Annotated in this window: 21 protein-coding genes; 16 read left to right on the top strand and 5 right to left on the bottom strand. The window is 66.1% G+C overall.

Features of this window, described 5'->3' with window-relative positions; all coding sequences use genetic code 11:
* Positions 1-148 precede the first annotated feature (148 nt).
* The 16 genes from rplO to EKE94_RS15735 all read left to right on the top strand — a co-directional run bounded on the left by rplO (position 149) and on the right by EKE94_RS15735 (position 14,554).
* A complete protein-coding gene (gene rplO, locus EKE94_RS15810) occupies positions 149-616 on the top strand; it encodes a 50S ribosomal protein L15 (protein WP_127907594.1) in 468 nt (155 codons plus the stop codon).
* A 106-nt stretch (positions 617-722) separates the two neighbouring features.
* Positions 723-2,078 carry a preprotein translocase subunit SecY gene (gene secY, locus EKE94_RS15805; RefSeq protein WP_127907593.1) on the top strand — a complete coding sequence of 452 codons (1,356 nt, stop codon included), beginning with the start codon at positions 723-725 and terminating at the stop codon, positions 2,076-2,078.
* Positions 2,075-2,716: an adenylate kinase gene (locus EKE94_RS15800; RefSeq protein ID WP_127907592.1), complete on the top strand. Its 642-nt coding sequence runs from the start codon at positions 2,075-2,077 to the stop codon at positions 2,714-2,716. The genes secY and EKE94_RS15800 overlap by 4 nt, the downstream gene beginning before the upstream one ends.
* 262 nt (positions 2,717-2,978) lie before the next feature.
* Entirely contained in the window at positions 2,979-3,347 is a 369-nt protein-coding gene (gene rpsM, locus EKE94_RS15795) for a 30S ribosomal protein S13 (RefSeq protein ID WP_127907591.1), read from the top strand.
* 15 nt (positions 3,348-3,362) lie between these two features.
* Positions 3,363-3,752: a 30S ribosomal protein S11 gene (rpsK, locus tag EKE94_RS15790; RefSeq protein ID WP_127907590.1), complete on the top strand. Its 390-nt coding sequence runs from the start codon at positions 3,363-3,365 to the stop codon at positions 3,750-3,752.
* Between the two features lie 118 nt (positions 3,753-3,870).
* Entirely contained in the window at positions 3,871-4,887 is a 1,017-nt protein-coding gene (locus EKE94_RS15785; RefSeq protein WP_127907589.1) for a DNA-directed RNA polymerase subunit alpha, read from the top strand.
* 145 nt (positions 4,888-5,032) lie between these two features.
* Positions 5,033-5,449, top strand: coding sequence for a 50S ribosomal protein L17 (rplQ, locus tag EKE94_RS15780; protein WP_127907588.1), 417 nt, complete (start codon positions 5,033-5,035; stop codon positions 5,447-5,449).
* Positions 5,450-5,619: 170 nt separating this feature from the next.
* Positions 5,620-6,966 (top strand): replication-associated recombination protein A, encoded by a 1,347-nt coding sequence (locus EKE94_RS15775; RefSeq protein ID WP_127907587.1) that lies wholly within the window; start codon positions 5,620-5,622, stop codon positions 6,964-6,966.
* Between the two features lie 31 nt (positions 6,967-6,997).
* Positions 6,998-7,375, top strand: coding sequence for a fluoride efflux transporter CrcB (gene crcB, locus EKE94_RS15770; RefSeq protein ID WP_127907586.1), 378 nt, complete (start codon positions 6,998-7,000; stop codon positions 7,373-7,375).
* Positions 7,372-8,415, top strand: coding sequence for an RluA family pseudouridine synthase (locus tag EKE94_RS15765; RefSeq protein WP_127907585.1), 1,044 nt, complete (start codon positions 7,372-7,374; stop codon positions 8,413-8,415). The genes crcB and EKE94_RS15765 overlap by 4 nt, the downstream gene beginning before the upstream one ends.
* A complete protein-coding gene (locus EKE94_RS15760) occupies positions 8,412-9,119 on the top strand; it encodes an HAD-IA family hydrolase (RefSeq protein WP_235856062.1) in 708 nt (235 codons plus the stop codon). The genes EKE94_RS15765 and EKE94_RS15760 overlap by 4 nt, the downstream gene beginning before the upstream one ends.
* A complete protein-coding gene (locus EKE94_RS15755) occupies positions 9,116-9,832 on the top strand; it encodes an ATP12 family chaperone protein (protein ID WP_127907583.1) in 717 nt (238 codons plus the stop codon). The genes EKE94_RS15760 and EKE94_RS15755 overlap by 4 nt, the downstream gene beginning before the upstream one ends.
* A 226-nt stretch (positions 9,833-10,058) precedes the next feature.
* Positions 10,059-11,075, top strand: coding sequence for an amino acid ABC transporter substrate-binding protein (locus EKE94_RS15750; RefSeq protein ID WP_127907582.1), 1,017 nt, complete (start codon positions 10,059-10,061; stop codon positions 11,073-11,075).
* Positions 11,076-11,204: 129 nt separating this feature from the next.
* Entirely contained in the window at positions 11,205-12,422 is a 1,218-nt protein-coding gene (locus tag EKE94_RS15745; protein WP_127907581.1) for an amino acid ABC transporter permease, read from the top strand.
* A 1-nt stretch (position 12,423) separates the two neighbouring features.
* A complete protein-coding gene (locus EKE94_RS15740) occupies positions 12,424-13,740 on the top strand; it encodes an amino acid ABC transporter permease (RefSeq protein ID WP_127907580.1) in 1,317 nt (438 codons plus the stop codon).
* A 10-nt stretch (positions 13,741-13,750) separates the two neighbouring features.
* On the top strand, positions 13,751-14,554 hold the full coding sequence (locus tag EKE94_RS15735) for an amino acid ABC transporter ATP-binding protein (RefSeq protein WP_328590506.1): 804 nt from the start codon (positions 13,751-13,753) through the stop codon (positions 14,552-14,554).
* 110 nt (positions 14,555-14,664) lie between these two features.
* Here EKE94_RS15735 and EKE94_RS15730 read toward each other — a convergent pair whose 3' ends face one another.
* The 5 genes from EKE94_RS15730 to EKE94_RS15710 form a co-directional block, all read right to left on the bottom strand.
* Positions 14,665-15,168 carry a SixA phosphatase family protein gene (locus EKE94_RS15730; protein ID WP_127907579.1) on the bottom strand — a complete coding sequence of 168 codons (504 nt, stop codon included), beginning with the start codon at positions 15,166-15,168 and terminating at the stop codon, positions 14,665-14,667.
* Between the two features lie 45 nt (positions 15,169-15,213).
* Positions 15,214-16,083 carry an acetylglutamate kinase gene (gene argB / locus EKE94_RS15725; RefSeq protein WP_127907578.1) on the bottom strand — a complete coding sequence of 290 codons (870 nt, stop codon included), beginning with the start codon at positions 16,081-16,083 and terminating at the stop codon, positions 15,214-15,216.
* A gap of 71 nt (positions 16,084-16,154) precedes the next feature.
* The gene (gene yihA, locus EKE94_RS15720) at positions 16,155-16,808 is read right to left on the bottom strand and encodes a ribosome biogenesis GTP-binding protein YihA/YsxC (RefSeq protein WP_127907577.1); all 654 of its coding nucleotides are present in this window, start codon (positions 16,806-16,808) and stop codon (positions 16,155-16,157) included.
* 94 nt (positions 16,809-16,902) lie between these two features.
* On the bottom strand, positions 16,903-18,723 hold the full coding sequence (gene yidC / locus EKE94_RS15715) for a membrane protein insertase YidC (RefSeq protein WP_127907576.1): 1,821 nt from the start codon (positions 18,721-18,723) through the stop codon (positions 16,903-16,905).
* A gap of 77 nt (positions 18,724-18,800) precedes the next feature.
* Positions 18,801-20,102: an EAL domain-containing protein gene (locus EKE94_RS15710; protein WP_407940926.1), complete on the bottom strand. Its 1,302-nt coding sequence runs from the start codon at positions 20,100-20,102 to the stop codon at positions 18,801-18,803.
* Positions 20,103-20,307: the final 205 nt, after the last annotated feature.

Here is a 20,307-nt window from a genome sequence, read left to right as displayed (position 1 = left end):
GGGTGGCGGCCGGCCCCCTTGAACCGGGGGGCGAGGCCGTCTATACGCCCCGGGTGGTCCCGCTCGGCGGGCCGCGACTCGTTGACATATTTAGGCCGTGTCCGTCCCGTCATCGCTCGTGGGATGCGTCCGGCAAGGAGAGAGCGACATGAAACTTCACGAACTTCGCGACAACGAAGGTGCCACGAAAAAGCGGATGCGCGTCGGCCGCGGCCCGGGCTCGGGCAAGGGCAAGACCGCTGGCCGTGGTATCAAGGGTCAGAAATCCCGTTCGGGCGTCGCGATTAAGGGCTACGAGGGCGGCCAGATGCCGCTCTACCAGCGTCTGCCCAAGCGTGGCTTCAACAAGCCCAACCGCAAAAGCTATGCCATCGTGAACCTGGGCCTGATCCAGAAGTTCATCGATGCCGGCAAGCTGGGCGAAGAGATCACCGAAAACGAACTGGTCGATTCGGGCCTCGTGCGTCGTCGCAAGGACGGTATCCGGGTTCTGGCCAAGGGCGAACTGACGACCAAGGTCACGCTCACCGTGTCCGGCGCCTCGAAGCAGGCGATCGACGCGGTCGAAAAGGCCGGCGGCAGCCTGACCGTCCAGGCGGCTCAAGCGGCCGAATAATCGGTTGTGAGCGGTGATCGCGCCGCTTACACCTGACCCTGTTTTCCAAGGCGCCGCGCGATCCGGGAGACCGATCGGCGCGGCGCTTTCATGAAAGAGACCCCGCATGGCTTCAGCAGCAGAGCAGATGGCCGCGAACATGAGCTGGGGCGCCTTCGGCAAGGCGACCGAGCTTCGCGCCCGCATCCTCTTTACCCTCGGGCTTCTCGTCGTCTACCGGCTGGGCACCTACATCCCGGTTCCCGGCATCGACGGCGGCGCCCTGCGCGACTTCATGGAGCAGGCGGCCACCGGGCTCGGCGGCATCCTGTCGATGTTCACCGGCGGCGCGCTGGGGCGGATGGGGATCTTCGCGCTTGGCATCATGCCCTACATCTCGGCCTCGATCATCGTGCAGCTGCTGACCGCGATGGTCCCGCAGCTTGAGCAGCTGAAGAAAGAGGGCGAGCAGGGCCGCAAGAAGATCAACCAGTACACCCGCTACGGGACGGTCTTCCTGGCCACCTTCCAGGCCTACGGGCTGGCCGTCAGCCTGGAAGCGGGCGGCCTGGCGCATGATCCGGGCTGGTTCTTCCGCGCGGCTTGCGTGATCACGCTGGTGGGCGGCACCATGTTCCTGATGTGGCTGGGCGAGCAGATCACCAACCGCGGCATCGGCAACGGCATTTCGCTGATCATCTTCGTCGGCATCATCGCCGAGGTTCCGGCCGCGTTGGCGCAGTTCCTCGCCTCCGGTCGTGCCGGGTCGATCAGCCCCGCGATCATCATCGGGGTCCTGCTGATGATCGTGGCCGTGATCGCCTTCGTGGTGTTCATGGAGCGATCCCTGCGCAAGATCCACATCCAGTATCCGCGCCGGCAGGTCGGCATGAAGGTCTATGACGGCGGATCGTCGCACCTGCCGATCAAGGTGAACCCGGCGGGCGTGATCCCGGCGATCTTCGCCTCGTCGCTGCTGCTGCTGCCGACGACCATCGCCACGTTCTCGGGCAACGACACCGGGCCGGTGATGTCGACGGTGCTGGCCTATTTCGGGCCGGGTCAGCCGCTTTACCTGCTGTTCTTCGGGGCGATGATCGTCTTCTTCACCTACTTCTACACCGCGAACGTGGCGTTCAAGACGGATGATGTCGCCGACAACCTGAAGAACCAGAACGGGTTCATTCCCGGCGTACGTCCGGGCAAGAGGACCGAGGAGTACCTCGACTACGTGGTCGCCCGGGTTCTGGTGCTGGGGGCGGCCTACCTGACGGCGGTCTGTCTTCTGCCCGAAATCCTGCGTTCGCAGTTGTCGATCCCGTTCTACTTCGGCGGCACATCGGTGCTGATCGTGGTGTCGGTGACGATGGACACGATCCAGCAGGTTCAGTCCCACATGCTGGCACACCAGTACGAGGGGCTCATCGAGAAATCGCAGCTGCGCGGCAAACGGCGCGGCAAGAGGGGGACAGCGAGACGATGAATATCATACTGCTCGGCCCGCCGGGTGCCGGTAAAGGCACACAGGCCCGCCGACTGGTGGACGAACGGGGAATGGTGCAGCTGTCGACCGGTGACATGCTGCGCGAGGCACGGACCTCGGGCACCGAGATGGGGCGCAAGGTCGCCGACGTGATGGACCGCGGCGAGCTTGTCACGGACGAGATCGTCATCGGCCTGATCGAGGAGAAGCTGGACCACGAGGAGGGCACTGGCTTCATCTTCGACGGTTTTCCGCGGACCCTGCCGCAAGCCGATGCGCTGGCCGAGCTGCTGACCCGCAAGGGCCAGGAACTGGACGCGGTGATCGAGATCCGTGTCGATGACGCGGCGCTGGTCGAACGCATCTCGGGCCGGGCCACCTGCGGAAATTGCGGAGAGGTCTATCACGACGTGACCAAGCCCGTCCCGGCGGATGGCAAATGTGCTGTCTGCGGATCGGACGACATCCGTCGCCGCGCCGACGACAATGCCGAAAGCCTCAAGCAGCGGCTTCTCGAGTATTACAAGAAGACCTCGCCGCTTCTGGGCTATTACTATGCCAAGGGCGAGCTGCGCGGCGTCGACGGCATGGCCGAGATCGACAGCGTCTCGCAGGAGATCGGCGCGATCCTTTCCTGACGGCGCAGGGCTATGTGTGACGGGCCGTCCCGCCGGGGTGGTCCGTCCCCACATCGCAAGGGATGGATTCACCAATGGCCCTTGACGTTACGCCGGATCCCCCCTAGTTGACGGCTTCTCTTTTGAGAATCGCAGCCGGCGAGGCGGGGCAACCCACCGCATCGGCCCCAGAATTCAGCAGCAGCCCGTGGCCTGTCGCCTCGGGCTTCCGTTGTGAAAAAAGGTTCCGGCACTACGGAACCGCAACGAAAGGACATGTAACGTGGCACGTATCGCCGGCGTGAACATCCCGACCGCCAAACGGGTTCCCATCGCGCTTACCTACATCACCGGCATTGGCCGGAATTCGGCTTCCCAGATCTGCGAAGCGGTCGGCATCGACCCGACCCGCCGCGTCAACGAACTGTCTGACGCGGAAGTGCTGCAGATCCGTGAACATATCGACGCCAACTTCCTCGTCGAAGGGGACCTGCGTCGTGAAAACCAGATGAACATCAAGCGTCTGATGGATCTGGGTTGCTACCGCGGCCTGCGTCATCGCCGCAACCTCCCCGTGCGCGGCCAGCGCACGCACACGAACGCGCGGACCCGCAAAGGCCCCGCGAAGCCGATCGCCGGCAAGAAGAAGTAAGGGAGGACACGGAATATGGCACGCGACCGTCGCGCTCCGAAGAAAAAGGTTTCCAAGAACATCGCCGCTGGCGTTGCTCATGTGAACTCCTCGTTCAACAACACCAAGATCCTGATCTCCGACGTGCAGGGCAACGCGATCTCGTGGTCGTCCGCCGGCACCATGGGGTTCAAGGGCTCGCGGAAATCGACCCCCTACGCCGCTCAGATGGCCGCCGAAGACGCGGGCAAGAAGGCGCAGGAACATGGTGTCCGCACGCTCGAAGTCGAGGTTCAGGGCCCCGGGTCCGGTCGGGAAAGCGCCCTGCGCGCCCTGGCCGCCGTCGGGTTCAACATCACCTCGATCCGCGACGTCACGCCGATCGCGCATAACGGCTGCCGTCCGCCGAAGCGCCGCCGGGTCTGACCGAACGACTTTTCAAGACCGGATCGCGGGGGCTTCCCGCGGTCCGGCACTGTCATTTTGAACCTCGGGTGGCCGCCGCCTTGGACATGGGTAACGGCCTGGGATTGAGGAGACACGCATGATCCACAAGAACTGGCAGGAACTGATCAAGCCCACGCAGCTGGTCGTCAAGCCCGGCAATGACCGGAACCGCCAGGCCACCGTCATCGCGGAACCGCTCGAGCGTGGCTTCGGCCTGACGCTGGGCAACGCGCTGCGCCGCGTTCTGATGTCGTCCCTGCAGGGCGCTGCCATCACCTCCGTTCAGATCGACAATGTTCTGCACGAGTTTTCGTCCATCTCGGGCGTCCGGGAAGACGTCACCGACGTGGTCCTGAACCTCAAGGGCGTTGCCCTGAAGATGGAGGTCGAGGGGCCCAAGCGTCTGTCGATCCAGGCACGCGGCCCGCAGATCGTCACCGCCGGCGACATCTCGGAATCGGCCGGGATCGAGGTCCTGAACAAGGATCACGTGATCTGCCACCTCGACGAGGGCTCGGACCTGTTCATGGAGCTTACCGTGAACACCGGCAAAGGCTACGTCGCGGCCGACAAGAACCGCCCCGAGGACGCGCCCATCGGCCTGATCCCGATCGACGCGATCTATTCGCCGGTCCGCAAGGTCAGCTACGACGTTCAGCCCACCCGTGAAGGGCAGGTGCTGGACTATGACAAGCTGACGCTGAAGCTGGACACCGACGGGTCGGTTTCGCCGGACGATGCCGTGGCCTACGCCGCGCGCATCCTGCAGGACCAGTTGTCGATCTTCGTCAATTTCGACGAGCCGGAATCGGCACGCTCGGAAGGCGACGACGAGGGGCTCGAGTTCAACCCGCTGCTGCTGAAGAAGGTCGACGAGCTCGAACTTTCCGTGCGCTCGGCGAACTGCCTGAAGAACGACAACATCGTCTATATCGGCGACCTGATCCAGAAGACCGAAGCCGAGATGCTGCGCACCCCGAACTTCGGTCGCAAGTCGCTGAACGAGATCAAGGAAGTGCTTTCGGGCATGGGGCTGCATCTCGGCATGGACGTCGAGGAATGGCCGCCCGAGAACATCGAGGACCTGGCCAAGAAGTTCGAAGACCAGTTCTGATACCCCGGGTCACGCCGTCTGAGATACTGGTGCGGCGTGACCCACACCCACCGACCCGGGCATCCCGCCCCAAGGAGAGCCGTCGCCACGCACGACGGCCAGACAAAGCAAAACCGCCCGTAGAGGGCAACCAAGGAGAAGACACATGCGTCACGCCCGCGGATACCGCCGCCTGAACCGCACCCACGAGCACCGCAAGGCGCTTTGGGCGAACATGGCCGGCAGCCTCATCGAACACGAGCAGATCAAGACGACGCTGCCCAAGGCGAAGGAACTTCGCCGGATCGTCGAAAAGCTCATCACCCTCGGCAAGCGCGGCGATCTGCACGCCCGTCGCCAGGCCGCGTCGCAGCTGAAGCAGGACGCCTATGTCGCCAAGCTGTTCGACATCCTGGGCCCCCGCTATGCCGACCGTCAGGGCGGCTACGTCCGGATCCTGAAGGCCGGATTCCGCTATGGTGACATGGCGCCGATGGCGATCATCGAATTCGTCGACCGCGACGTCGACGCCAAGGGCAAGGCCGACCGCGAACGCGTCGCCGCCGAGGAAGCCGCGGAGTAATTTCCGCGCCCTCGGTCGCCTGGCCCATTCGGAAACCCCGCCCCACCAGGGCGGGGTTTCGTCGTTTCAGGGGGGCACTCGCCGGTCATTGGGCAATCCTGGCGGTGATGGCTGCGCGCGGTCGGTGTCCCGGCCTTCCCTCGTCGGCCTTCCCGGCCTATGTCCCTGCCATGGCCGATCTCTTCGACACGCCGCCGGATCCCGGCGCTCCTTCTGCCGCGCCCGCGCCCAAGTCGGCGCCACGTCCGCTGGCCGACCGTCTGCGCCCGACCCGCATCGCCGAGGTCATCGGACAGCCCAAGGTCATTGGGCCCGACGCGCCGCTGACCACGATGCTGAAGTCGAATTCCCTGTCGTCCTTGGTGTTCTGGGGCCCTCCGGGGGTCGGCAAGACGACGATCGCGCGGCTGCTGGCCGACGAGACGGACCTCGCCTTCGTCCAGATCTCGGCGATCTTCACCGGCGTGCCCGAGCTGCGCAAGGTGTTCGAAGCCGCCAAGCTGCGGCGCCGGAACGGGCAGGGGACGCTGCTGTTCGTCGACGAGATCCACCGGTTCAACAAGGCGCAGCAGGACAGTTTCCTGCCGCACATGGAGGATGGCACGATCCTCCTGGTCGGCGCCACGACGGAAAATCCGTCATTCGAGTTGAATGCCGCGCTTCTCAGCCGGGCGCAGGTCCTCGTGCTCGACCGGTTGAGCCTGGCGGATCTGGAACGCTTGGCGCAGCGGGCCGAGGCCGAGCTGGAAACCAAGCTGCCGCTCGACGGCGCGGCGCGCGAGGCGCTTCTGGAAATGGCCGATGGTGACGGCCGCGCGCTTCTGAACCTGGTCGAGCAGGTGGCCGCCTGGACGCCGGAGCGCAAGCTGGATCCCCAGGGCCTGCAGCAACGCCTGAGCCGCCGAGCCGCGCAATACGACAAGTCGGGCGAGGCGCATTACAACCTGATCTCGGCGCTGCACAAATCGGTGCGCGGCTCGGACCCGGACGCCAGCCTTTACTGGTTTGCGCGGATGCTGGAGGGGGGCGAGGACCCGCGCTATCTGGCGCGCCGCATCACCCGCATGGCGGTCGAGGATATCGGGTTGGCCGATCCGCAGGCCCAGACCGTCTGCGTGCAGGGCTGGGAAACCTACGAACGGCTGGGTAGCCCCGAGGGCGAACTGGCGCTGGCGCAGGCGGTGATCTACCTCGCGCTCGCGCCGAAATCCAACGCGGGCTATGCCGCCTACAAGGCCGCGCGGCGTGCGGCCAAGCAGACAGGGTCCGAGCCACCACCGAAGATCATCCGCAACGCCCCCACCAAGCTGATGAAAGAGGAAGGCTACGGCCAGGGTTACGCCTACGACCACGATGCCGAGGATGCGTTTTCGGGCCAGAACTACTTTCCCGACGGGATGAAACGCGGGGTCTACTACCAGCCCGTCGAACGCGGCTTCGAACGGGATCTGAAGAAGCGTCTGGACTGGTTCGTGGGCCTGCGCGCGCGGCGGCAGGCCTCGGGCGAGGATGGTTGACAAGCCCCCCGCCGCGCCCGAGGAAGTGGCCATGTTCGCAACGGTTCTTCAGGTCGCCCTGGGCGGCGCGCTCGGGGCTTCGGCCCGGTATCTTGCCGGGGTGGGCGTGATGCGCCTGGCCGGTCCCGGCTTTCCCTTCGCGACGCTTGGCGTCAATATCCTGGGCTCGTTCCTGATGGGGGTCTTCGTGGTCTTTGCTGCCGAACGCCAGGCGACGCATCTGTCGCCCCTTCTGATGACAGGGATGCTGGGCGGGTTCACCACCTTCTCGACCTTCTCCCTGGACGCCGTGACGTTGCTGGAACGCGGGCAGACGGGGTCGGCTGCGCTTTATGTCGTGGCCTCGGTCCTGGTGTCTCTCGTGGCGCTCTTCGCGGGGCTGATGCTGGCACGGGGGATCTGGGCATGAGCCGGGTGCAGACCGTCATCGTGGGCCCGGGCGAAGGGGATCAGCGGCTGGACCGGTGGTTCAAGCGTCGGTTCCCGCAGGTGCCGCAGGGCCGGGTCGAGAAGATGTGCCGCAAGGGCGAGATCCGCGTCGATGGCGGCAGGGTCAAGGGCGCGACCCGCGTGGAAGAGGGGCAGGAGGTGCGCATTCCGCCGCTGCCCGACGATGCAGGCGCCCCCACGCCCACCCGGTCCAAGGTATCCGACGCGGATGCCGAGATGATCCGCCGCGCGGTGATCTACCGCGACGATCACATCATCGCGCTCAACAAGCCCCCCGGCCTGCCGGTGCAGGGGGGCAGCGGCCAGACCCGCCATGTCGACGGGCTGGCCGAGGCGCTGTGCTTCGACCTGGACGAGAAACCCCGGCTGGTGCACCGGCTGGACAAGGATACCTCGGGCATCCTGCTTCTGGCGCGCACGCGGCAGGTTGCCGGCGCCCTGACCGAAGCGTTCCGTGCCCGCGAGACGCGCAAGATCTACTGGGCCGCCATTGCCGGCGTGCCGCTGCCGCGCATGGGCACGATCCGGTTCGGGCTGGTCAAGGCGCCAGGCCACGGGGCCAAGGGCGAGGCCGAGAAGATGCACTGCGTCCACCCCGGCGAGATCGACGCGACCCCGGGCGCCAAGCGGGCGACGACGGATTATGCCGTGCTGACCGCGCTCGGCACCCGGGCGGCCTGGGCGGCGCTCGTGCCCGTGACGGGCCGCACGCACCAGCTGCGGGCCCATATGGCAGAGCTGGGGCACCCGATCATCGGCGACGGCAAGTACGGCGGATCGGGGCAGGAGAACCTGGGCGACGGTTGGGGCGCGCAGCTGGGCGGCGAGATCAGCCGCAAGCTGCACCTGCATGCCCGGTCGATCCGCCTGCGCCATCCGGTGACGCGCCAGCCGCTGATCCTGACCGCCGCACTGCCCGAGCACATGGCCCGGACGTGGGAGACGCTGGAATGGCGGGCCGACGACGTGCCCGCCGATCCCTTCGAGGAGGAGGCGTGAGCGCCGACGCCGCATCCCCGGCCGATCCGGTCCTCGTGATCTTCGACGTCGACGGCACCCTGGTCGACAGCCAGGCGCATATCGTGCAGGCGATGGCGGCGGCCTTCTTGGCCGAAGGGCTGACCCCGCCCAGCCGGGCGCAGACTCTGTCGATCGTCGGGCTGTCGCTGCCGCAGGCCGTCGGCCTTCTGGCGGCGGGGCTGGACGCCGCGCAACTGGACAGCCTGGTCGAGGGATACAAGGACGCCTATGCCGGCCTGCGCGCCACGGTAGGCAGCGTCGACAGCTCGCCGCTTTATCCCGGGGCACGCGCCACGCTCGACCATCTGGCGGCGCAGGATCACGTCCTGCTGGGCGTCGCCACGGGCAAATCCCGGCGCGGGCTTGCCCAAGTAATCGAGGCGCATGGGCTTGAGGGCTATTTCCTGACCCTGCAATGCGCCGACGACCACCCATCGAAACCGCATCCCGCGATGATCGCGGCCGCGCTGGCCGAAACCGGCGTGGCCGCGGCGCGGGCGGCGATGGTGGGCGACACCTCCTACGACATGGAGATGGCGCGCGCGGCAGGCGTGATGCCCTTGGGCGTCGCCTGGGGCTACCACCCCGAGGTGCAGCTGCGCGCGGCTGGCGCGGCGCAGGTCCTGCCGGATTTCCCCGCCCTGCGCGCCCATATCGACATCTGTTTCAGGAGGCCCGCATGAGCGAATGGGCGGTCAAACGGTTCTGGACCGACGTGACGGTGGTGGAAGAGGTCGGGCTGTTCGGTGTGCGGCTGGACGGGCGCGCGGTGCGCACCCCCGCCAAGGCCCCCCTGAACGTCCCGACCGCCGCCTTCGCCGACGAGATCGCCGCGGAGTGGCGCGCGCAGGAGGGGGTGATCCGTCCCGATACCATGCCCGCGACGCGCGCGGCAAACGCAGCCATCGACAAGATCGCGCCGCAGCGGGCCGAGGTCGCGCAGATGCTCGCGGCCTATGGCGAAACCGACCTTCTGTGCCACCGTGCCGACGCGCCCGAGGCGTTGACCCGGGTGCAGGCCGAGGCGTGGGATCCGCTGCTGGACTGGGCGCACGAAACCTATGGCGCCCGGCTTATGCCGACGGCGGGGATCGTGCCGGTTGCGCAGTCGCCCGAGGCGCTCGCACGGCTGACCGCACCGGTCTTGGCGCTGTCGCCCTTTGCCCTGGCGCCGTTTCACGACCTGGTCGCGCTGACCGGCTCTCTGGTCATGGGGCTGGCGGCCGGTCGGCACGCCGCCGCGCCCGAGGACCTCTGGACGGCCTCCCGGCTCGACGAATCATGGCAGGCAGACCAGTGGGGCCACGACGAAGAGGCTGCGGCCACCGCGGAAATCAAGCGCGAGGCCTTTCTGAACGCCGCGAAGTTCTTCGATCTGGTCGGCGAAAGCGTCTGAATCCCGCACACGTCATGGTGTAGCAATTGCCCAATAAACGGGCAATAACCCGGGGAAACCCGCCGCGAGTTTCATCGCACGTGACTAACCTTGCCTTGACCTCTCGCTCTGATTGCGCCCACACTTGCGGCTGCTTGGGGAGCGCATATCCCTGATCTACGAGAATGAGGTCCAGGGAGGGCCGAGCCGTTTCCGAACGAAACGGAAAACTCAAAAAGAGGTAGATATGAATAAAACCGCTTTTCTCGGTGCACTGACGGTAACCGGCCTTGCCGCCGGCGCCGCAGCCGCCGCCACGCTCGACGACGTCCGTGACCGCGGCACTTTGAACTGCGGCGTGTCGACGGGCCTCACCGGGTTCTCGGCCCCCGATGCCAACGGCAACTGGGAAGGTTTCGACGTTGCCGTCTGCCGCGCCGTCGCTGCCGCCGTGCTCGAAGATCCCGAAGCCGTCGAGTTCGTCCCCACCACCGGCCAGACCCGCTTTACCGCACTGGCGTCGGGCGAAATCGACCTGCTGGCCCGGAACACCACCTGGACCTTCAGCCGCGACAACGACCTCAAGTTCGAATTCGTCGGCGTGAACTACTACGACGGTCAGGGCTTCATGGTCCCGAAAGAGCTGGGCGTGACCTCGGCCAAGGATCTTGGCGGCGCGACGGTCTGCATCCAGACCGGCACGACGACCGAGCTGAACCTCGCCGACTTCTTCCGTACCAACAACATGGAGTACGAGCCGGTCCCGATCGAAACCAACGCCGAGGCGCAGCAGCAGTACCTGGCTGACGCCTGCGACGTTTACACGACCGACGCCAGCGGCCTGGCCGCGACCCGCGCCAGCTTTGAAAACCCGGGCGATCACGTGATCCTGCCCGAGATCATCTCGAAAGAGCCGCTGGGCCCGCTGGTCCGCCACGGCGACAACGAATGGGGCGACATCGCGCGCTGGACGCTGAACGCGCTGATCGCTGCCGAAGAATACGGCGTGACCTCGGCCAACATCGAAGAGCTGAGCCAAGGCACCCAGAACCCCGAGGTGAACCGCCTGCTGGGCACCGAGGGCAACCTGGGCGAGATGATCGGCCTCGACGCCGAATGGGCCAAGCGCGCCATCATGGCGGGCGGCAACTACGGTGAGCTTTTCGAGCGGTACCTGGGCGAGTCGACCCCCGTCGGCCTGGCCCGCGGCCTGAACGCGCAGTGGACCGACGGCGGCCTGCTCTACGCACCGCCGTTCCGGTAAGACGACCATCGAAGGGGCGCGGCGCCGAAAGGCCCGCGCCCCTTTGCTACCTGCAGTACCCAACGATAACGAAGCCCGGCGCGTTCCCCGAAAGGAGGCGCGACAACGGGCCTTAGGGGAGCGCTTTCTATGGCAAGCACGGTCGACGCCTCGTCGCGACAGGGCTTCAAGCTCAGCCAGCTTATCTACGACACCCGATACCGATCCCTGACCATCCAGGCCATTGCCATGGCCCTGCTGGTCCTGTTCCTGTCGTGGCTCGTCTCGAACACCGTTCAGAACCTTTCGGACCTGGGCAAGGATTTCGATTTCGGGTTCCTCGGCCAGCGCGCCGGATACGACATCAACCAGACGCTGATCCCCTATACCTCGGGCTCCAGCCACGCGCGGGCCGCCATCGTCGGCATCCTCAACACGCTGCTCGTCGCTTTCCTGGGCTGTATCCTGGCCACCATCGTGGGTGTCATCGCCGGGGTCCTGCGGCTGTCGAAGAACTGGCTGGTCGCCCGGCTGATGACCGTCTACGTCGAAGGCTTCCGCAACGTTCCGCTGCTTTTGTGGATCATCGCGATCTTCGCGATGATGACCGAAGCCACCCCCCAGCCCCGCGACTTCCGCGAGGGGGGCACCGCCTCGATGTGGCTGTGGGACAGCGTCGCCGTCTCGAACCGCGGCGTCTATATTCCCGCGCCGGTCTGGGGCCCGGGGTCGACCGCCCTGATCATTGTCTTCGTGCTGTCGATCGCGGCCATCATCGGCTTTCGCCGCTACGCCTTCCGCCGGCAGGAAGCGACGGGCGTGCTGCTGCCGATCCTGCCCGTGTCGCTGGCTCTGTTCTTCCTGCCATCGATCCTGGCCTATTTCGTGCTGGGCGGGCCGGTGTCGCTGGCCTACCCCGAACTGGGCGGCTTCAACTTCCAGGGCGGCCTGCACATGCGCAATTCGCTGATCGCGCTGTGGCTGGCCCTGTCCCTCTATACGGGGGCCTTCATCGCCGAGATCGTGCGTGGCGGCATCCTGTCGGTGGCCAAGGGCCAGTCCGAGGCCGCCTTTGCCCTGGGCCTGCGGCCGTCGCGGACGATGAACCTGGTCATCCTGCCGCAGGCGATGCGGGTCATCATCCCGCCACTGATCTCGCAATATCTCAATCTGACCAAGAACTCCTCGCTCGCCATTGCGGTGGGGTACATGGACGCCCGATCGACCCTGGGCGGCATCACCATCAACCAGACCGGGCGCGAGCTGGAGGGCATGCTGCTGCTGGGACTGTTCTACCTTGTCCTGTCGCTGATCATTTCTGGGGCGATGAACGTCTTCAACGCCCGCATGAAGCTGAAGGAGCGCTGAGATGAGCGATACACACGCCCAGACCGCGCGCTTCGTCCGCGAGTCGATGCTGCCCGAGCGCGAACCGCCGCTGGCCGAGGTCGGCGCGGTGAAGTGGGTGCGCGAGAACCTGTTCTCGGGCTGGCTCAACATCCTGCTGACGGTGGTGTCCGCCGTGGTGATCGGGTGGATCCTCCTGCACATCGTGCCGTGGTTCTGGAACTCGGTCTGGAAGGCGGGGTCGCTGTCGCAGTGCCGCGAAATCCGGGACGAGGCCTTCGGCCCCGGGGCCTCATCAGCCTGTTTCGCGGTCATCACCGACCGCTGGCACCAACTGGTCTTCGGCTTCTACCCGCAGACCCTTTACTGGCGGCCGGTCACTGCACTGATCGTGTTCCTGATCGCCGCGTCGCCCGTGCTGTTTCCCCGGCTGCCGCGCCAGGCGCTGTGGTTCAGCGCGATTTCGCCCTTCATCATGTTCTGGCTGCTCTGGGGCGGGTCGGTCTGGGCGCCGCTGTCGGTGCTTCTGGGCATTGTTCTGGCCTACGTGGCCTTCCGCATCGCGTCGCGCTTCGTCTCACCCGTACTTGCCATGCTGGCGGGTGTGGCGGTGGCGGTGCTGTGCTGGGGGCTTCTGGCCGGGCCGCTGACCACGGACATGTCGCGGATCCTGCCGATCCGCCTGCGGGCCGTAGGCTCGGACGACTTCGGCGGCTTCATGCTGTCCTTCATCATCGGCGTCTCTGCGATCATCCTGTCGCTGCCGCTGGGCATCCTGCTGGCGCTGGGGCGGCAGTCGGACCTGTTCTTCATCAACAAGGTCTCGGTCGCCTTCATCGAGCTGATCCGTGGCGTGCCGCTGATCGTGTGGCTCTTCACCGCATCGCTGCTTTTGAACTACTTCCTGCCGCCGGGGACGAACTTTGACCTGATGCTGCGCGTCATCATCATGGTCACCCTTTTCTCGGCCGCCTACATCGCCGAAGTGGTGCGCGGCGGGCTCGCCGCGCTGCCCAAGGGGCAGTACGAGGGCGCCGACAGCCTGGGCCTCGATTACTGGCAGTCGATGCGGCTCATCATCCTGCCGCAGGCGCTGAAGATCTCGATCCCCGGGATCGTGAATACCTTCATCGGGCTCTTCAAGGACACCACGCTGGTGGTCTTCATCGGGCTGCTCGACCCGATCGGCCTGTCGAACGCGATCCGCGCCTCGACCGACTGGAACGGCGTCTACTTCGAACTCTTCGTGTTCATCGGGCTGATGTTCTTCATCTGCTGCTTCAGCATGTCCCGTTATTCGATCGCCCTCGAAAAGAAGCTCCAGCGTGAGCACCGGTAAGGAGACCCCCATGAGCGACGTCGCCCACGAGATGCAGACGAGCCGCGCCATCGACCGGAGCCAGATGCAGGTTTCCGACGAGGTGGCGATCCAGATCACCGACATGAACAAGTGGTTCGGCCAGTTCCACGTGCTGCGCGATATCGACCTGACGGTCTATCGCGGCGAACGCATCGTGATCTGCGGCCCCTCGGGGTCGGGCAAGTCGACGCTGATCCGATGCATCAACCACCTCGAAGAGCACCAGGCCGGTCGGATCGTCGTCGACGGCATCGAGCTGTCGAACGATCTCAAGAACATCGACAAGATCCGGTCCGAGGTCGGCATGTGCTTCCAGCACTTCAACCTCTTCCCGCACCTGACGATTCTGGAGAACTGCACGCTGGCCCCGATCTGGGTGCGCAAGGTGCCGAAGCGCGAGGCCGAGGAGACGGCCATGCACTACCTGACCAAGGTCAAGATTCCCGATCAGGCCAACAAGTATCCCGGCCAGCTGTCAGGCGGGCAGCAGCAACGCGTGGCCATCGCCCGGTCACTGTGCATGCGGCCGCGGATCATGCTGTTCGACGAGCCGACCTCGGCGCTGGACCCAGAGATGATCAAGGAGGTGCTCGACACCATGATCGAGCTGGCCGAAGAGGGGATGACCATGCTCTGCGTGACCCACGAGATGGGCTTTGCCCGGCAGGTGGCGAACCGCGTGATCTTCATGGACCAGGGCCAGATCGTCGAGCAGAACGAACCCGAGGAATTCTTCGGCAACCCGCAGTCGGAGCGCACGAAGCTGTTCCTGAGCCAGATACTGGGGCACTGATCCCGCGGGTGGTGCGGGTTTCGGCCGGGGATGCCTCCGGCGGGAGTATTTTGACAAGAGAAGAAGGGGGGCGCGTCGGACGGGCCCCCTTTCGCATTCGGCAGGTCGGATCAGGGGAGGTCGCGGGGGACGGCGAAGTCGACGGTTTCGGCGCCCGCGAAGGCGGCGTCTTCCCAGCTGTCGATATCGAAATCCGCGACAAGGACCGCCGTCGTCGGAAAGCGGGTAAAGGCCTCGTGCGTCGGTCGGTGACGCAGGATCTGCGTGGCGAAAGCGCCGATCCCGGGGTTGTGGCCCACCATCAGAAGCCGGGTGCCGCGGGCCAGCCTGAGGACGCTGAGCATCCTGTCGGGGCCGGCGTGATAAAGCGAGGATTTGAACGCGGTCTGCGGCACCGTCGGCCATGCGCTGCACAGCCCCTCCCAGGTTTCGACCGCGCGACGGGCGGTCGAGACCGCGGCGCAGTCTGGCACGTGCCCGCGTTCTGCCATCCAGGCGCCCATGCGCGGTGCGGCCTCGCGTCCGCGGCCGTTCAGGCTGCGATCATGGTCGTCGACGGTGGGGTTGTCCCAACTGGACTTCGCGTGCCGGACAAGGATCAGGCGTAGGGCCATGCGGGGCTCACTCGGGTCTGCTGGAAAGAAGGGGGGGAGGGGGGATCAGCGGCGCGGGCGGATCATGCTGCCGGCGCCGTGGTCGGTGTAGAGTTCGAGCAAACAGGCATTGGGCACCCGTCCGTCGAGGATCACCACCGCGCGCACGCCGTTCTCGATCGCCTCGAGCGCGGTTTCGGTCTTGGGGATCATGCCGCCGGCGATCACGCCGGCCTCGGTCATTTCGCGGATCTGGGCGGGGGTGATTTCGCTGACCACATCGCCGTTGGAGTCTTTCACGCCCGCAACGTCGGTCAGAAGCAGCAGGCGATCAGCGTCGAGCGACGCGGCGATGGCGCCCGCCGCCGTGTCGCCATTGACGTTGAAGGTCTCGCCCGCGCGGCCGGCGCCGATGGGGGCAATCACGGGAATGATCTCGGCCGCGTGCAGCGAGCGCAGGAAGTCGGGGTTGAAGTCCACCGGCGTGCCGACGAAGCCCAGGTCTGGCTCGCGCGCTTCGCACACCATGAGGTTGGCGTCCTTGCCGGACAGGCCGACCGCGCGTCCGCCAGCGGCGTTGATGGCCTGCACGATACGTTTGTTGACAAGGCCGGACAGCACCATCTCGACCACCTCGACCGTGGCGGCATCGCTGACGCGTTTGCCGCGGACGAAGGTCGAGGGGATCGCCAGCCGCGACAGCATGTCGTTGATCATCGGGCCGCCGCCGTGGACGATCACCGGATTGACGCCCACCTGCTGCATCAGGACCACGTCGCGGGCAAAGCTCTCCATGCCCTCGTCGCTGCCCATGGCGTGACCGCCCAGCTTGATGACAACGGTCGCGCCATCGTATTTCTGCAGGTTCGGCAGAGCGGCGTTCAGGGTGCGGGCCGCGGCGATCCAGTCGCGCTGGCTGAAGGTCTGTTTCTTCATCGGCGTCGGGTCCTGTGGCAAATCGCGGCTTCCTTTAGGCGGAACCGCGCGGGCACTCAAGGCCGCGCGCGTTACTCTGCGGAAAGATCGGCGATGATGCCGCGCAGCGTGTCGATGCCCAGACCGGTCTCGGACGAGGTCAGGACGATCTCGGGGTAGGCAGCGGGGTGGGCCGAAAGCTTGCCGCGCACCTGTTGCAGCATCTTCTCGCGTTCGGACGCCTTTACCTTGTCGGCCTTGGTCAGCACGGCCTGGAACGTCACGGCCGAGCGGTCGAGCAGGGCGAGGATCTCTTCGTCGACCGCCTTCACGCCGTGGCGCGCATCGATCAGCACGAAGGCGCGCCGCAGGCTTTGCCGGCCGGAGAGGTAGGATTTGAGCAGCCGCTGCCACGCGCCGACGACGGCGACGGGCGCGTTGGCGAAACCATATCCCGGCAAGTCGACCAGGTAGGGCCCATCGGGAATCTCGAAAAAGTTGATTTCTTGTGTGCGGCCCGGCGTGTTGGAGGCCCGCGCCAGGGCGCGGCGCCCGGTCAGCGCGTTGATCAGGGTCGACTTGCCAACGTTCGAGCGCCCGGCGAAGCAGACCTCGGGCCGGTCGGCGGCGGGCAGGCCGTCCATTGCGACCACGCCCTTTAGGAACTGGGTTTCGCGCGCGAACATCTTGCGCCCGGTTTCCAGCGCCTCGGGGGCGGGTTCGGCCAAGGGGAAGGGCAGGTTCATTGGTGCGCGGTCCGCGTCACACGAGGAACCGGGGCGCAGGCCACTGTCGGCCTGCGCCCCGCCGCCGCGGCGCCGAAGCGGGCGCGCCGCGCGATCATTCCTTTTCGGCCTTCTTCTTGCGGCTGAAGCTGCGCCGGATGTTGCCGAAGACGTCGGGTTTGTAGCCCTGGCTGCGCATGATCAGGTACTGCTGCGAGAAGGTGATCGTGTTGTTCGCGATCCAGTACAGCACCAGCCCGCTGGCAAACCGGCCCAGCATGAACATGAACACCCACGGCATCCACGCGAAGACCATCGCCTGCGTCGGGTCCTGCGGGGCGGGGTTCAGCTTTTGCTGCAGCCACATCGACACGCCCAGGAGAATAGGCAGCACGCCCAGCGACAGGATGGCCAGGAATGATTCCGGGCTGGGGGCGGCGTAGGGCAGAAGACCGAAGAGGTTCAGAACCGAGGTCGGGTCGGGCGCAGAAAGGTCGCGGATCCAGCCGATCCACGGCGCGTGCCGCAGTTCGATCGTGACAAAGATCACCTTGTAGAGCGAGAAGAAGATCGGGATCTGCAGCAGAAGGGGTAGGCAGCCCGAGGCGGGGTTCACCTTTTCCTTCTTGTAGAGCGCCATCATTTCCTGCTGGAGCTTCATCCGGTCGTCGCCGGAGCGCTCCTTGATCTTCTCCATCTCGGGCTGAAGTTCTTTCATCTTCGCCATCGAGACGTAGGACTTGTAGGCGAGCGGGAAGAGGATCGCCTTGATCATCAGCGTGAGCGTGATGATCGACCAGCCCATGTTGCCCAGGAAACCGTTCAGCCAGTGCAGGATCGCGAAGATCGGCTTGGTGAGGAAGAAGAACATGCCCCAGTCGATCGAGTCCACGAAGCCCGCGATGCCGGTGTCGTTCTGGTAGTGGCGAATGGTCTCCCATTCCTTGGCGCCTGCGAACATCAGCGTCGTCGTCGCGGCGGTTTCGCCCGCGGCCACGTCCATCGTCGGCAACCGGGCTTCGGTCTGGTAGACGTCGCGCGCCGCCACGTATTGCACGACCGAGGTGAAGGACTGGCCCGGTTCAGGGATCAGCGTGGTCATCCAGTACTTGTCGGTAAAGCCAACCCAGCCGTTTTCAGCGACCGAGGTCACGTCGGCGCTGGGACCCCAGCGGTCGTCGGCCTCCAGCTCGGGCATGTCGTCGTAATCGACTTCCTGCAGTTCGCCGTCGGACATCCGCACGACGCCTTCGTGCAGGATGAAGAACCCGGTGGTCTGCGGCTCGCCCTCGCGCACGACGACGCCGTAGGGGGCCAGCCGGATCGTCTCACCCGAGGTGTTGTCGACCTCTTGGGTGACGCGGAACATGTAGTCTTCGTCGATCGAGATCTGGCGGCGGAAGACCAGGCCGTCGGCATTCTCCCAGGTCAGGGTGACGGGGCTCGCGGGCGTCAGGACCGGGTCGCTGTCGGCATTCTCCTGCACGACCTGCCATTCGGTATCCGCACCCGGCACGTCGGCGAAGTCGAGAGAGCCACCGGGCGCCCAGCCGAACATCGCGTAATAGGGATCGTCCCCGCCGGCCGGGGACAGCAGGCGCACCGGGGGCGAATCCGGGTCCAGCGTCTCGCGGTAGGTCTTGAGTTCGAGCGTGTCGATACGGCCGCCCACGAGCGAGATAGAGCCTTCGAGGCTGGGCGTATCGATGGCGATGCGGGGGGCATCCGCCACGGGCGTCGCGCCGCCCGCCGTGCCCGAGGTTTCCGCCGCGCTGCCATCTGGCGCACGGACCGCCTCGGACGTTTCGGCCGACTGGATCTCGGGCTCCGAGGGGTCCTGCGCCTGCTGTTCGGGCGGAAAGAGCAAGAACCAGCCAAGAATGACGAGGAAGCTCAGTGCCGTCGCAAGAATGAGATTCTTGTTCTGATCGTCCATGTGGGGGAGGGCCTGATGACTTTTTCGGGTCAGCCCGGTTCAATAGGTCGGATTGGGAAAGGTCAAGCAGGAAACGCCTAGGCAGGCTTGCCTCCGCCGGTGCCGTCCCGCCGGCTGCGCAGCGGTGGAGGCGACTCTCGTTGGGGAAACAGGACGGGGGCCATGCCGCCGGGGCGGGGCAGGGCTGCCCGGTGGCGGGCTATCCATTCGGGCAGGGCCTCGGCCGGCATCGGCCGGGCGATGGCGAAGCCCTGCACGTGGGCGCAGCCCAGCTGCGACAGCATGGCGTGTTCTCCGGCAGTCTCCACCCCCTCGGCAATGGTTTCGAGCGACAGCTGTTCCGCCATGGTCAGGATCGCGGCGACCATGTTCTGCTGGTCGCGGGCGGTATCCATCGATTTGACGAAGCTGCGGTCGATCTTGATCCCGGAGATGGGAAAGCGCCGGATCGTGGTGATGGCGGCATGACCGGTGCCGAAATCGTCAAGCTCGATATGGCAGCCGAGCGCGTTCAGCGATTGCAGGTTGCGCGTCACCGTATCCTCGGGCCCCGCGGCGAGCACGGTTTCGAGGATCTCGATCGACAGGCGATCGGGCGACAGGCCATGCCGCTCCAGCTCGATCTGGACGCGGTCGGCCAGATGCGGATCGGCCAGTTCGCGTTCGCCGAAATTGACCGAGATGCGCGGCACGTTCAGACCCGCCTGATCCCAGTCCAGCAGGCAGCCAAGCGACTGCACCAGCATGGTTTCGGACAGCCGCCGCGACAGGCCCTGCGCCTCGATGACGGGAAGGAACTCGCCCGGCGGCAGCACGCCAAGACGGGGATGGACCCAGCGCCCCAGGGCCTCTGCCCCCGTCAGGTCGCCGGTGTCGGTCGAGATCTGCGGCTGGAAGAAGGGGCGGATTTCGCCGTTCTCCAGCGCGCGCAGAACCGATGCCGTGTCGAACCGCGGCTCGATCCGGCGTCCGTCGGCCGGAAGGTCGAAGGCGCGCAGTCGCCCCGGGCCCTGTCGCGACGCGATGTCCAGCGCGTGCGTGGCGGCCCCGATCAGCGATTCGGGCGCTGGCCTGGACAGTCGACCCGCAGGGGCAAAGCCTACCGAGACGGTCAGGGTCAGCGTCTCGTCCGCCTCGCGGAAGGGGCGGGCGCAGATGCGCTGCAGGTCCAGCGCGAACTGGACGCTGGTTTCTAGGTCCAGCATCTGCGCGGGGGCGACCACGATCCGGGGCGGGCGCATGCAGACGACTTCCTCGGAGGAGAGGAAGGTGCCCCTGAGCCTTTGCAGGATGTCCTGCACCAGCCGCCCGGCACGCTCTTCCCCCAGCCGCTTCGTCAAGGTGGCGTAATCGTCGATGCCGCAGACGAACACAGTCAGCCCGGACGCGGAGGCGGGATCAGACAGGCGGCGGGCCAGCGCGGCTTCGAACTGGGTGCGTTCGTCCCTGTCCGCATTGGCGCCCCGTTCCGCGGGCAGGCCCAGCCGCAGGGCCGCGATGGAGATCAGGCAGCAAAGCCCGGCCGTCAGCCCAAGCGCCGTTTCGCCGCCCGTATGGAAGGCGGTCAGCAGCAGGGCCGGCATC

Source organism: Mesobaculum littorinae (assembly GCF_004011175.1).
GTDB lineage: Bacteria > Pseudomonadota > Alphaproteobacteria > Rhodobacterales > Rhodobacteraceae > Tranquillimonas > Tranquillimonas littorinae.
This window is presented reverse-complemented; position numbering and strand designations above follow the sequence as displayed.

What these genes read in the sequence shown, in the direction of transcription:
- rplO (WP_127907594.1), top strand. Translation starts at nt 149, where the DNA reads ATGAAACTTCACGAACTTCGCGACAACGAAGGTGCCACGAAAAAGCGG.
- secY (WP_127907593.1), top strand. Translation starts at nt 723, where the DNA reads ATGGCTTCAGCAGCAGAGCAGATGGCCGCGAACATGAGCTGGGGCGCC.
- EKE94_RS15800 (WP_127907592.1), top strand. Translation starts at nt 2,075, where the DNA reads ATGAATATCATACTGCTCGGCCCGCCGGGTGCCGGTAAAGGCACACAG.
- rpsK (WP_127907590.1), top strand. Translation starts at nt 3,363, where the DNA reads ATGGCACGCGACCGTCGCGCTCCGAAGAAAAAGGTTTCCAAGAACATC.
- EKE94_RS15785 (WP_127907589.1), top strand. Translation starts at nt 3,871, where the DNA reads ATGATCCACAAGAACTGGCAGGAACTGATCAAGCCCACGCAGCTGGTC.
- rplQ (WP_127907588.1), top strand. Translation starts at nt 5,033, where the DNA reads ATGCGTCACGCCCGCGGATACCGCCGCCTGAACCGCACCCACGAGCAC.
- EKE94_RS15775 (WP_127907587.1), top strand. Translation starts at nt 5,620, where the DNA reads ATGGCCGATCTCTTCGACACGCCGCCGGATCCCGGCGCTCCTTCTGCC.
- crcB (WP_127907586.1), top strand. Translation starts at nt 6,998, where the DNA reads ATGTTCGCAACGGTTCTTCAGGTCGCCCTGGGCGGCGCGCTCGGGGCT.
- EKE94_RS15765 (WP_127907585.1), top strand. Translation starts at nt 7,372, where the DNA reads ATGAGCCGGGTGCAGACCGTCATCGTGGGCCCGGGCGAAGGGGATCAG.
- EKE94_RS15755 (WP_127907583.1), top strand. Translation starts at nt 9,116, where the DNA reads ATGAGCGAATGGGCGGTCAAACGGTTCTGGACCGACGTGACGGTGGTG.
- EKE94_RS15750 (WP_127907582.1), top strand. Translation starts at nt 10,059, where the DNA reads ATGAATAAAACCGCTTTTCTCGGTGCACTGACGGTAACCGGCCTTGCC.
- EKE94_RS15745 (WP_127907581.1), top strand. Translation starts at nt 11,205, where the DNA reads ATGGCAAGCACGGTCGACGCCTCGTCGCGACAGGGCTTCAAGCTCAGC.
- EKE94_RS15740 (WP_127907580.1), top strand. Translation starts at nt 12,424, where the DNA reads ATGAGCGATACACACGCCCAGACCGCGCGCTTCGTCCGCGAGTCGATG.
- EKE94_RS15735 (WP_328590506.1), top strand. Translation starts at nt 13,751, where the DNA reads ATGAGCGACGTCGCCCACGAGATGCAGACGAGCCGCGCCATCGACCGG.
- EKE94_RS15730 (WP_127907579.1), bottom strand. Translation starts at nt 15,168, where the DNA reads ATGGCCCTACGCCTGATCCTTGTCCGGCACGCGAAGTCCAGTTGGGAC.
- argB (WP_127907578.1), bottom strand. Translation starts at nt 16,083, where the DNA reads ATGAAGAAACAGACCTTCAGCCAGCGCGACTGGATCGCCGCGGCCCGC.
- yihA (WP_127907577.1), bottom strand. Translation starts at nt 16,808, where the DNA reads ATGAACCTGCCCTTCCCCTTGGCCGAACCCGCCCCCGAGGCGCTGGAA.
- yidC (WP_127907576.1), bottom strand. Translation starts at nt 18,723, where the DNA reads ATGGACGATCAGAACAAGAATCTCATTCTTGCGACGGCACTGAGCTTC.